8 protein-coding genes and 3 pseudogenes are annotated in these 13,003 nt (G+C 40.7%); 6 read left to right on the forward strand and 5 right to left on the reverse strand.

Annotated features, from left to right (window positions below; genetic code table 11):
- Positions 1-325: 325 nt before the first annotated feature.
- A complete protein-coding gene (locus B9T29_RS11605; protein ID WP_086176083.1) occupies positions 326-1,444 on the forward strand; it encodes a Fic family protein in 1,119 nt (372 codons plus the stop codon).
- Positions 1,445-1,941: 497 nt separating this feature from the next.
- On the opposite strand, the pseudogene B9T29_RS11615 reads toward B9T29_RS11605, so the two are convergent.
- Positions 1,942-3,277 (reverse strand): annotated as a pseudogene (locus tag B9T29_RS11615) (ISNCY family transposase).
- A 156-nt stretch (positions 3,278-3,433) separates the two neighbouring features.
- The gene (locus tag B9T29_RS11620) at positions 3,434-3,943 is read right to left on the reverse strand and encodes a MerR family transcriptional regulator (protein ID WP_171264041.1); all 510 of its coding nucleotides are present in this window, start codon (positions 3,941-3,943) and stop codon (positions 3,434-3,436) included.
- A gap of 224 nt (positions 3,944-4,167) precedes the next feature.
- On the opposite strand from B9T29_RS11620, the gene B9T29_RS11625 reads away from it, so the two are divergent.
- The 3 genes from B9T29_RS11625 (at position 4,168) to B9T29_RS11630 (ending at position 6,082) form a co-directional block, all read left to right on the forward strand.
- Positions 4,168-4,518, forward strand: a complete 351-nt coding sequence (locus tag B9T29_RS11625) for a DUF3147 family protein (protein WP_086176086.1) — start codon at positions 4,168-4,170, stop codon at positions 4,516-4,518.
- A 396-nt stretch (positions 4,519-4,914) separates the two neighbouring features.
- Positions 4,915-5,061 (forward strand): hypothetical protein, encoded by a 147-nt coding sequence (locus tag B9T29_RS16300; protein WP_171264042.1) that lies wholly within the window; start codon positions 4,915-4,917, stop codon positions 5,059-5,061.
- A 319-nt stretch (positions 5,062-5,380) separates the two neighbouring features.
- On the forward strand, positions 5,381-6,082 hold the full coding sequence (locus B9T29_RS11630) for a VIT1/CCC1 transporter family protein (RefSeq protein ID WP_086176087.1): 702 nt from the start codon (positions 5,381-5,383) through the stop codon (positions 6,080-6,082).
- Between the two features lie 169 nt (positions 6,083-6,251).
- On the opposite strand, the pseudogene B9T29_RS11635 reads toward B9T29_RS11630, so the two are convergent.
- Positions 6,252-6,521: pseudogene (locus tag B9T29_RS11635) on the reverse strand (DDE-type integrase/transposase/recombinase); the annotation flags it as partial.
- Here B9T29_RS11635 and B9T29_RS16600 point away from each other — a divergent pair.
- Positions 6,512-6,742: pseudogene (locus tag B9T29_RS16600) on the forward strand (haloacid dehalogenase); the annotation flags it as partial. The pseudogenes B9T29_RS11635 and B9T29_RS16600 overlap by 10 nt on opposite strands.
- Before the next feature lie 312 nt (positions 6,743-7,054).
- Entirely contained in the window at positions 7,055-8,077 is a 1,023-nt protein-coding gene (gene add / locus B9T29_RS11645; RefSeq protein WP_086176088.1) for an adenosine deaminase, read from the forward strand.
- A 521-nt stretch (positions 8,078-8,598) separates the two neighbouring features.
- Here the strand turns inward: add and B9T29_RS11655 are convergent.
- On the reverse strand, positions 8,599-11,556 hold the full coding sequence (locus B9T29_RS11655; protein WP_228146596.1) for an EAL domain-containing protein: 2,958 nt from the start codon (positions 11,554-11,556) through the stop codon (positions 8,599-8,601).
- A gap of 369 nt (positions 11,557-11,925) precedes the next feature.
- Positions 11,926-12,813, reverse strand: a complete 888-nt coding sequence (locus B9T29_RS11660) for a diguanylate cyclase (RefSeq protein ID WP_171264043.1) — start codon at positions 12,811-12,813, stop codon at positions 11,926-11,928.
- Positions 12,814-13,003 lie beyond the last annotated feature (190 nt).

The raw sequence follows: 13,003 nt of genomic DNA on the forward strand, positions 1-13,003 counted from the left end.
ACACTTCTGGTGCTAGAACTTATCATTATTGTTTTCTGTTCTGGAACTTACATTTTAATGCAACTGTTTTTATTTACTGCGTAACATCAGTAAATGGGCTGCCAACTTAGACCAGACACTTTAAATGGTTTCTAACAGGCCCTATTCATGGGCCTTTTGAGTATCTGTTTAACATAAATCTCTTATGCGAAATCCAATTGTTAGAACCCAAGTAGAACTGTCCTAGATAAATAGATGAGCTAATTAATCAATATATTTGGCTCATTATTTGAGCCAAATATATGCTATATTCAACTCATCTTAGATGTTTAGAGAAAGATTGAAAATGCAGGAATGGATTTGGAAAGCACAAAACTGGACAAATTTCACATGGCAAGATTCCATTATCTTACCTAAAACCAGACAGATACATCAAAAAATAGGGATTCTTCTTGGACAAAGTCAGCATGATTTAGCAAAAGAACAATTCACTCTAGATACTCTACTTGCCAATCTTGTTGCTTCATCAGCAATTGAAAATGAAACCATCAATGTTTTTTCATTGCGATCATCTTTAGCTCAACGCTTGGGTGTCACTCTTGAACAGCCCTATCCAAGCTCAGATCGATCAGAAGGTTTAGCCAATATCATGCTAGATGCGCTTAACGATGTTAAGCAACCACTGACTGTTGAGCGTCTCATGCAATGGCATCGTTGGCTTTTCAATGATCCAGACTGGACAATGCAACGTTTACGGATTGGTAAACTTAGGGGATCAGAGCCTATGCAGGTCGTTTCAGGTCGATTGGATTACCCTAAAGTACATTTTGAAGCACCTCCAAGAGCAGGCTTAGAAGATCGCTTAAATGCCTTCATAGAGTGGTTTAATCAGAGTCTGAATGATTCATTGCTTGATCCTCTGTTACGTGCAGGCATTACCCATTTATGGTTTGTTACTCTGCATCCTTTTGATGATGGTAATGGCCGTATTACACGTACACTTACAGACCTTGCTCTAGCTCAAATGGATGAAAAGAGCATCCGTTTGTATGCAATGTCTACTACGATATTAAACAAACGTAAAAGTTACTATGAGGTATTAGAACAAACCCAAAAAAATGATTCTGATATCACAGATTGGCTGATTTGGTTTCTAGACACATTGAATGATAGCCTTGAAAAAACCTTAGCGCAGATCAGTCGAACATTGTTTAAAAGTCAGTTTTGGCATAAATATTCAAATTTAGCCCTGAGTGAAGAACAACGCAAAGTTCTAAATCGTTTATTAGACGGTGGAGAAAATGGCTTTGAACATGGTATTAGTGCTTCACAATATCAAAAGGTTGCTAAAATCAGTAAGGCAACAGCTACTCGCCATTTATCCGACTTACTTGAGAAAAAATGTATCGTCAAATTGGAAGGTGGTGGACGTAATACACGCTATCAGATCAATACTCAGTTATAGATATTCTAAGCAATAAAAAACCCCGGTATCCTGCCGGGGTTTTTCGTATGGGTTCGCTCGGTATAACTCCTGTCGTACCTTACTGTCCTTGTGTGTATCTATATTCTTATTATTGTGTAGAACTTCCTGTTCCTGATGAATCCATCATAGAAAAATTTCAGGAACCTCGACAGCAGCAAAGGGCCGGAATTGATGTGAGCATATGCGTACAAGACCGGCTAAAAACTGTCCCAGGTTTATCCGCAGAAATTGGGGATAACTTCATATCCTGGAAGCTTGATAACCGGGCAAAAATGCCAGAATTGAGCGTTTTTTAGCCTATTTTATTGGCTAAACATTACAGATTTGCTTAAAAAACACACGAGTTGTTAAAACGTGTGTTTTTTGATCTTTTGGGTTTTGGATTTATTGGATTAAGTAATTGATAAATAATTACTTTTTAAAATACTGTTATTCCCAAGTAGAAATGTCCTACCTAATAACCAAATAGAAATGTCCTATATGGACATTTCTAAGTCAAGCCCAGGATTCAGATTTCGTTGTTGAATTGCTGTTTTCTGTGCACGTCTGCTTGGCATCTTTTGAGAACGATTGCGTTTGTTTTGTTGTTCCAGTTCTTCATGCTGCTGTTGAATATGAGCTAATATAGAACCCAAACGTTTATTTTCAACAACCTCTCGCTGGTTGAGCTGACTTAATTTATCAAAGATGCTGTAATTGATTTTTCTTCCTCGTGCATGATGGTCACAGTACCATCCGGGTACTCTAGAAATGAAATGTATTGCCCAACAAGCTTATGATTCCGCTCTGTCGGTTCAAGCAGATAAATACACTTGTCATAGGTAATCGTCAGATTCTTGGTGACCTTGCGCGGTTCCTGCCAGGTAAAAATATCAGCCAGTTCAAGATCAGATTCGGTTAGGGGCCGATGTAAGTTCTTTGAATTTCGCGCACACTTGGCAAACTTCTGATTGAAATGCTCAATAAAGCAGGGTAGCCATGCATTGGCTTCAGCAATCGAACAGATGCCTTCCAGGCGCATTTCCTTGATCAGACGGTCCTGAAGGGTTCGGTTGGCACGTTCTACGCGACCCTTGGCCTGTGGGGAATTGGCGAAGATAATATCAATGTTTAACTCGTTCAGAATCCGCCCAAATTGCGTGATCTTGCTGTCCTGACTGGATTTCTGATTGACTCGGAATACCGAGTGTTTATCGCTATAAAAGGCCAAAGGCTTACCGTATTGTTCAATGTAGGCTCGGGTTGAAAGCATATAGTCGAAGGTCGTTTCCGCCTCACAAAAGCGCAAATGCAACAGCTTTCCTGTGGCATCATCGATATACACCAATAAACAGCACTTAGCAGCGCGTCCTTCGAACCAGTCATGATATGAGCCATCAATCTGGATCAGCTCACCGAAGCAATCCCGGTTATAACGTGGCTGATATGAACGCTTCAGGCGCTTGGATCGAGGAATCCAGAGCTCATTGGCGTCATCCAGCGCCGAAGCGTTTCTACCGGAATATTCAGGGAAAATATGCTGCTGAGCTTCTCATGGGCCAAGGTGGGTCCAAAGCCCAGCAGATGTTCAGAAATAATGGAAAGACACTTTGATTTTAACAAGTCATCATGACGATGATGGCCCAGTTGACCACGACTGGCATGCATCATGCCTGAAATACCATCTTGATTAAGCTTGTGCAATAACCGGGTAATTTGACGGGTGGAAAGATTCAGGATTTCAGCAGCACGGACTTGGGTAATACGATGATCTCGAACGTCTTGCAGAACAGCAAGACGTTGAATTTCTTTATCAGACATAGTGATCAGCATCTATATTTATATCCAGTCCATGGTGATAAAAACCATCATAAACTAGACATTTTTATTGGTGAGAATACAGACACTTTAAATGGGTTCTAACATTAGCATTTCGTATAATCTACATTATGTTAAATATTGTGAGATTAGACTCAAAGAGAGGAAATACTAGAGGTTGCGAATCCGTGAAATTTCCTCTGGTGAAATTCCTAGTGACTCTAAAAATTTCTGATGCTCTTCAGGCTCCATTTCTTCAAATTTTTGATGCCACTTCATCATATCTTCTTTTGATAAACCAGCAGCAGTCATAATTTCTACCCATTTCGCTTTATTCATGAACTTTTCCTTTAATAAAATTGATTTTTTTAATAACTCAATGATGGCTTTTTGCTGACCCCTTAAGTTATTAATCTCTTTCTCCAATGCCCTAAAATGATTTTCCAAGATTTGACCTTGGGATATGCTACACGGTTCTAAAAGCAAGCGGATATCTGAAATTGATAGTCCGTAAGCGCGATAAGAGACTATACTTTTCAGTCGCTCGATCTCACTTTCACCGTACCATCTGTAACCATTTTCAGCTATAAATCTGGGTTTTAATAAACCCTGTTTCTCATAATAAAGAACGGTGGTTCTCGATAAATTGAGACTTTTAGCTAAGCGGGATACAGTAAGCATATTTTTTGTCATTCGTTCATTGTTGAATTAAGGTAAACCCTTTACTTATAGACAGGTCAATCTGGAAAAATGATTTATTTCACAAATTAAGGATACCCAAAGCACAGTCATTTTTATTTTAGGCTGACAGCTCATTATCGCTCCTCAGCTATCGATGAAATAAAATATGTAACTGATTCCAACCCGCTATAAAATAAAATTTTGATTAATTACAGGAAATGCACATGGTCTGGCTTATTGCTAAGTATGCGCTCACAGCTGGGATGGTAATACTTATTTCAGAAGTGGCCAAACGTAGTGACCGTTTAGGCGGGTTGATTGCAGCCTTACCCATTGTAACGGTACTGGTGCTGATATGGATGAAACTTGAGCATCAAGATCCACAGAAAATTTCAAATCATGCCTGGTACACTTTTTGGTATGTAGTGCCGACCTTACCGATGTTTTTAGCATTTCCCCTCCTGTATCAGCGTTATGGATTTTGGCCAGCTCTAGCCCTTTGTTGTGTAATGACCCTTGTGATTTTTTTGGCATGGGCCGCTATCTTGCACCATTTCGGTATTGATTTAATGTAAAGGATGAAACGATTACTCAGATTGAATCAGGATAAATCCTTTTTTACGGAAATGTTCATTTCACTAAAACCCACAACCTTAGGGATGATCAAAAGCCTTGTAGAGATTAGTAGATTTTTCAATATGCCCACTCTTTAGGTAATTGAAAGTGGAACGACATGATATGAATAAGCATCATTGGGAAGCTGTGTATACCAAACTCGGGCTTTTTTATTCCCCCTTCTATGATTGCCCCCATCAAGTGGGAAAAGCATTCAAAAAATAGTATTGATTAGAGCTTAATTTTCAAACTTGAAGATTGAGCTTCTTTCATAAATCATTTTAGAAACTAAAAATTGTTCTTAAAACCAAAATTGAAAATAGATTTTTAGCAAATATTGGATTCATGAGTGTGGCATGGATGCCACACGTTTCCCATCCCTTGCGCTGCATTTTAAAGCAGTGCTTAAAACTGGCTCAGGAAGTCGTGTATGGGAAACAAAAGGTTTTTCTTGCGGACTCAAAATATATTCTGAGATCCTCATTTTGACCTTTCAAAAGTAGAGAGATTGCCTACACAAAGGTATCAAAATAAAATCAATTAAATATGAGGCCATGCTGATTTAAAAAAATCTAATATTGAACATTTTTTAATTTATGAAAGAGACCTATTATCTGAATCTTAATTTGATCGCCAGTGAACGAAATACCAATGATATCAAGCCTGGGATGCAGTCCTGGATTGATGGGTATTTAAAGCAAGTTATTCAAAATGGCAAGGATAGCTATGGATAGGGATTATATTCGCTATTGTCTCGCTCAATTAAGGTTTCGTCATCCTATATTGACTATAATCATGTGGATAACAGCAAGAGAGTTTATTGTGCGCCATTCTTATCATATTGAAAAACATTATATTGAACGTGCTGGATGGTTGCGTGCAGCGGTGCTGGGGGCAAACGACGGGATTATTTCAGTCACTAGTCTGGTGGTGGGAATAGCGGCCAGTGGCGCATCTACCCATACCCTACTGGTGACCTGTATCGCCGGATTGATCTCTGGGGCTGCATCAATGGCTGCGGGTGAATATATTTCGGTTAAATCCCAACAAGACATTGAACAGAATGATCTGGAGATGGAAGAACGTGAACTGCAACGCCATCCCGAACATGAATTGAATGAGTTAAAAAATATTTATATACAACGCGGATTACAATCCACTTTAGCTGAAGAAGTCGCCCGCCAGCTGACCGCACATAATGCTTTAGATGCCCATGCTCGTGATGAAATTGGTATTTTAGATCATACCTCTGCCCAGCCATTTCGCGCTGCGTTTTCTTCAGCCACTGCATTTACAATCGGTTCACTCTTTCCTTTAATTTCCATTATGCTGCTGCCTGAGCAATACTTAGAGAAAGGCGTCATGCTGATTGGGGTATTAAGTCTTGGCGTTATGGGTGCACTGGCCAGTTATGTGGGCGGAGTCAGTATCTGGAGAGGCTCAATTCGGGTGATGCTTTGGGGCATTATCGCGATGTTATTCAGCTCCTGGATCGGATCATTATTTAATGTGAGCGTGGCATAAGAGCGCTTTTTATATGTTCCGCACTCTCTCCATGATGGATTTGACATCCTCACCGTCCTTTAAGGACGGTGATTTCTACTGCTAGACGCTTATGCCCAAGCACAAGTATGTTCTTAGGGCACTGTTGCAAATAGAAATTTAAATCGATGATGTTCCCTTTAAAAAGTGATTAGAGACTGAAAACTCTATTCATTAGACACACTTCACCCTGAGGCTGACCATAATAAAATGACGAAGCTTGTCCTTTACGTAGTGCACGCATGACTTCAATACCCTTAATTGTGGCATAAGCCGTCTTCATCGATTTGGATCCTAACGTGGCCCTGATGATCCACTTTAGCTTGCCATGATCACATTCGATCAGGTTATTTTTATACTTAACCTGCCTGTGCTCAAAGTCTATTGGACATTTTCCTTCCCGTTTTAACCGTGGCTGAGCAGATTCTAGATCAGCACTACTTTTGTGATACGGTCGTGAACCGCATGGTTTCCAAATTGACTGACCAAAATCTTTACCGACAACTTCGTATTAAGTACAACATTTTTAAGCAATATTAACTTGATCAGGCCGATATCGAAGATGCAACTCGTTTGAATCCTGAACAGGAACGATTAGCATCAATGTATGTCGAGGAGATGTGTAACAACTTTAGACCGAGCCCTAGAATTTAACAGAATAAAAGAACCTATATTGATGAGGTCAGTTATGCTCGCCTCATCATATCTATAGCCAATTACTTAATTTAGCAGTACACCAAAAACCTTATAAAATGGTATTTTACAAAAATATTTACGTTCTACAGCCTTTAGAATTTAACTATATATTGTGTAATACGAGTCAATATCTAACTGATTATTCATCAAATTCACTACAGCATATATGATTATGCAGTAGCCGAATGAATCCACTTCCGATTATGCTGTGAGGACATCACGCTTTTTTTGACTGGATAAACCGTTAAGTGAATAATAATGATTGATAAAAATATCCCGCTCACCGATTTACACCGCCACCTCGATGGCAATATCCGTCCGCAAACCATTTTAGAACTGGGGCAGCAATTTCAGATTCAACTACCTGCCAACACCTTGCCCGAACTACTGCCGCATGTTCAGGTCATGGACAATCAGCCCGACCTGCTGAGCTTCTTAAGCAAACTGGACTGCGGCGTGAAAGTCTTGGGTGATTTGGAAGCCTGCCGCCGTGTCGCATGGGAAAATATGCAAGATGCAGCACAGCAAGGTTTGGACTATGTCGAACTGCGCTTTTCACCCTTTTATATGGCGATGAGCCATCAACTTCCACTGGCTGGCGTAGTCGAAGCCGTGATTGATGGCGTTCAGCAAGGCAGCCGTGACTTTGATCTTCCTGCTAAGCTCATCGGTATTATGAGTCGTACCTTTGGGCAAGCTCGCTGTCAGCAAGAACTGGATGCCTTACTGACTCATCGTGACCAGATTACCGCACTAGATTTGGCCGGTGATGAACTGGGCTTTCCAGGGGAACTGTTTATTGATCATTTCAAGCAAGCTCGTGATGCAGGCTGGAACATCAGTATCCATGCAGGCGAAGCCGCAGGTGCAAGCAGTATTTGGCAAGCGATTCAAACCCTCGGTGCAACCCGTATCGGGCATGGGGTGAAAGCTGTGGAAGATGCAAAATTACTGGATTATTTAGTTGAACATCAGATCGGGATTGAGTCCTGCATTACCTCAAATCTGCAAACCAGTACCGTTGCCGATATTGCTCAACATCCGCTTAAAACCTTTCTTGAACATGGCATTTTAGCCACGATTAACAGTGACGACCCTGCAGTTGAAGGCATTGATATTCAACATGAATATTTACACGCAGCAGCGCAGGCAGGCTTGTCCGAAGCACAAATCCGACAAGCGCAGAAAAACGGTTTGAGCATCGCCTTTTTATCCGCTCAGGAAAAACAGCAGCTTCAAGAGAAAGTATCGCAGCGTAATGCCTTTCCAGGAATCAATTAACCACTTGTTCTACTATAGCTAATTACTTAATTTAGCAGTACACCAAAAACCTTAAAAATGGTGTATTAGAACCCGTCTAAAGTGTCTATATCCTCACCACCTTTAGAGAGAAAGATTATTAAAAATATCAAAAAAACTATCAGCCTGTTTTTTGTTTATACGAACCATAAACTACTGTCTACTGTTCTTAGTTTAAAAAATTTCATAACCTGCAAGAAATTATTGAAGCCGCTCAACGTGAGCAACTAGGACGACAAATGGTTTGTAATCTTTTAGATATTGCTCAGTTAACTGATCAACCAATCAAACATATGATTTTGAACCAAGAAAGAGCATTTGAGGAAATGAAAAACCGAGATCAGGTCTAGGCTTTTCATTTAAAAAAACACATAAAAATTAATAATATATACTCAATTTTTCATGTAAGCCCCAAGTGGAAATGTCCGGTTTCTCCAAAGTTGCAATGACTAACTATTTTTTAGAATTTTACTACTGGACTGCCATGATTATCCTATTTAATTTTAATGCTGGGTTTGCTGAGACAATAGATACTGCTTAAGCTCATCAATAGGCATCGGTTTGCCAAACAGATAGCCCTGATAATGGTAACACCCCTGTTTTTCCAATACCTCGCGTTGAGCTGCGGTTTCTACCCCTTCAGCCAGTACAGAAATACCCAAAGTTTTTGCCAAGACAATAATCATTTTGGTAATTTCGGCATCATTGGCACTGATCACAATATTACGAACAAAACCTTGATCGATTTTTAATTGATCAATTGGAATTTGTTGTAAATAAGTGAGAGAAGAATAGCCTGTACCAAAATCATCGAGAGAGAACATGATCCCATAACGTTTAAGAATCGTCATTTTTTCAATAATGTCTTCTAACCGCATCACTAAAGCACTTTCGGTCAGTTCAAGCTTGAGTAAATGTGCAGGCGCCTGGGTACGTTCCAGAATGTCGAGCACGTCTTGAACAAATTCATCACGGGCAAATTGGCTGGCGCTGACATTTACAGCCATGCTGAGCTGAGCAGTTTGCGGATACTTGGCCCAGTCACTCAATTGCCGACAGGCACTTTCTAATACCCAATGGCCCAGTGGAATAATAAAACCATTTTCTTCTGCAACGGGAATAAAACGGGCAGGTGAAATCATCCCTTTGACTGGATGCTGCCAACGTAACAAGGCTTCTACGCCAGTCACCTGTTGTGCACCATTGACTTGAGGCTGGTAAAATAGCACCAGCTGATTTTTTTCTAGGGCTTGACGTAATCCGGCATCAATTTCAGCACGTTCCTGAACCTGAGATTGAATCAGCAGATCAAAGAAGCGATAGTTATTCCGGCCATAATTTTTTGCTTCAGACAGTGCCATATCTGCGCGTTTAATCGGATCCTGCACATTTTCATACGCTTTTAGCCCCAACAGGCTGATCCCGATACTGGCAGAACTACGATATTCTGAGTCTGCAAAAAAGTAGGGTTGAGCCAGTGCCTGTAAAATACGTTTTGCCGTCTTTTCCGCTTGTTGAATCGTCTCCGTTTCAGATGCTCCAAGTTGATCAAGCAACACCACAAATTCATCACTACCGAGTCGAGCAACCATGTGATTATTTTCTACACAATCTAACAGGCGAGTGGCAACTTGCTGTAATAAGCGATCTCCAGTTTCATGACCTTCGGTATCGTTTAAAGCTTTAAAATTATCCAGATCAATGCACAAAATCACGCCGAGCTGTTTTTTATTTTCTGCCTCTCTCATGCTTTGTTCAAGATGTTGCAAAAACAGGCTACGGTTGGGTAATTTGGTCAAAGAGTCATAGGATGCCAACAGGCGTACTTGTTCTTCTGAAGCTTTATAGGCAGAAATGTCGCTAATAGACGCCACATAATGCGTGGTTTGGCCATTCTCATCACGTACAGCGGCAATCAAGATATGCTGTGGATACAATTCACCATTTCTGCGCTTATTCCAGATTTCCCCTTGCCAGGATCCGGTTGTGTGAATATGTTCCCACATGCGGGCATAGAAGTTTTTGTCATGCATGCCGGATTGCAGGATTTTAGGCGTATGACCCATCAACTCTTGTTCGCTATAACCGGTAATTTCGGTTAAAGCACGATTGGTCCGTAAAATAAGCATATTCGGGTCTGTAATCAGCATCCCCACCTGGGAGTCAAATGCAGTTGCAGCGATACGCTGGTTTTCTTCTGCTTTTTTACGTGCAGTAATATCCCGTGCCGAGCAAAAAAATACATCATCATTATCCAGATGCACCAGGACCGAACTGATTTCTACTGGATAACGCTCACCTTGAGCGTTCTGATAATAAGTTTCGAAGCGAATCCCTTCAGGAGTAGAAATCCCAGTTTTTATCAGATCTTGTAGCTCTGTTTTATTATAGCCGTTATCCCAGTAACACAGTGTTTTGCCCAAGGCTGCTTGTGGAGTGCTGCCGATCATACGAAAAAAGGAATCACTGCCTTCAAGAAGCCTGCCTTGGCAATCTATGACATGGATACCATCTTGTGCATTACGCAACAGCATCCTGCTACGACGATTGGCCAATAGGTTCGCCTGGATTTGCTGCCAGAGTAACCAGGCAGCAATCGTGGTCACTGCAAGGAAAAGCAAGCCCAGCAAAACGGCTTTGATCAGGTCCTCATACCATTGGGCCAGATAGTCTTTTTCACCGAAGGCAACAACGACAAAAATAGGCATGCTGCTGAGTCTACGAAAGCTCCCTATACGTGGAACATGATCGGTGGTTTGTCGTGTATAAATGGTGCCAGACTGTGCCCCGGAGTGAACCAGCTGAAACAGTTCCGGTGGTCCCGCCACAAAACCGACCTGGCCATTCGCTGTTTTGAGCATGGGATTGCGTGCAATAATTCGCAGATCCAGGTCTTGTACCAGCACCACGCCTTTGGAACCTACATCCAGTTCGGCAATCAGATGATTAAAGTAGCTGGCAGGTAATGCAGCGACAATCATGCCTGCAAAAGTTCCATCAGCCTGATTGTAGCGTCGTGCAAATAGATGAACCCAGCCTTGACCATTGGGATATTTAATCAGTTTAGTAACAAACAGCTGATCCGTATTTTTCTGTTGGGCCTGTTTAAAAAAACTATAGTTTGCGTAATTGGATGTTTGAGCGCCAATATCATGATCAGCGAATTGGACTTGACCTTTTGCATTGGTAATGTGTATTTGTGTAACAGAACCGATCCAATCTTTTTCTTTCAGAATAAACAGATTGATATCTTTATTATCTATTTGTTTTTTATTATCTAATTCTTTTTCTATATAGGTTTGTAAGGTATACAAAGACAAATCGATTTCTTGTGAACTGCTGCTCACGCTTTTTTCAAGCAGTGATGTTAAATTTTCTACACCAGTCCGAGCTTCAGCTTCTGCGTGCTCACGTGCAGTGTGCAAGGTATAGGCCAATAAGCTGATCATAAAAATATTCATGATCACTACAGTAAGGACAAGAAGGATAAAAATCGATTTGTTTTTGATTGGCATATTCCCCCTGTGATCCCAATGCAGTACCCCAAAATATAATCTTTTGGGGCTAACTGAATAGATTAAAAATCATTCAAAAATTACCATAATCTAACACACAATAATATTGGCTCTCTTGCTTAAATCAAAAAACACATTTTTTATAATTCCGAGCAATTTTGTTTCAATAACCATCAGTGGATGAATTTTCGCCATGTTCAATAAGTTCAAGAGATAAAAAGGGGGGGATTTTATCTCTTGAAAGCCCGCCTGATGTCACTTAGCTATATCTCTCAATGAGCCACCCAGCAGACCAGCAACCTACAAAATATTTCGTCATGCAAAGACTGCCCGGTCTCGTCCCTGCTGCTTTCCTGAATACATCGCCTGGTCTGCTCTTGCAATGGCTTTTTCCATGCTTTCATCAGGCCCGACGTGGATAATACCGACCGTGGCGGTGATATAGATCACTTCACCACTTTTTAGTCGGGTCGGATTGCTATGCAGTGACTGAAAAATTCTGTCGATAATCTCATGCAGTGAATCGGCATTGTCCACTTCTAGAAAGATTAAAAATTCCTCGCCACCAAAGCGAAAAATGTTGTCCGTATCTCGAAGAGAATCACGCAGTATCTGTGCCGTATGGGCAAGAACTTCATCACCCGCCTGATGTCCATATTGATCATTGACCGCTTTAAAATGATCCAAATCCAGTAAACCGACCGCCAATATTTTCTGGTTTTTTTCAGTACTCTGACGCAAGGTACTGAATTGATTCTCCATTCCATATCTTAAGGCCAAACCGGTTAACGGGTCATACTGCAATGCCTGGGTAATCAAATGGGTTCTAAAATAAATCAGCAGTTCCAGCAGATCATTCTGACTTTTTTGATATTGACTGACTAAAGCTGCCTCTATGCACTGATTGTCACTGAGCTTGGAAAATATATTATGCAAATGATGATGCACAAGATAATGCACCTGCTCCAGTTCCCGGGTTTTATCAGGATTGATTTTTTCAAATTTAGTGTGGTTTGATTGAAACCATTTGCCAAAATGACACAATAAATGACTCTCTTTCGCGGAAAATTGTGGCTCGGCAGGTGTTTTTAAAACCAGATACTGAAATACTTTTTGCGCCCAAGCGATATGTAGCCGAATGCCCTCATCTATCTCGATCAGTGCTGCATTTTGAGATTTTTTAGTGTGATGTAATTGATCCATAGAAAAGAGTATCTCAAATAAGCATATTGAATAGGTTGAACAACCGGTCATTTCCAGCATTTAAAACTTCATCTCGGCAAGCACCCGATAAAGTATTGATCTAACTTTTATTTTACTTGATTTGTGGTGTTTTATTAAGTTGAATTTAAGATAAGAGCGATGTGAAAAAGTATAAATCCGGGCTGAATAA

Source organism: Acinetobacter sp. ANC 3903 (assembly GCF_002135315.1).
Lineage (GTDB): Bacteria > Pseudomonadota > Gammaproteobacteria > Pseudomonadales > Moraxellaceae > Acinetobacter.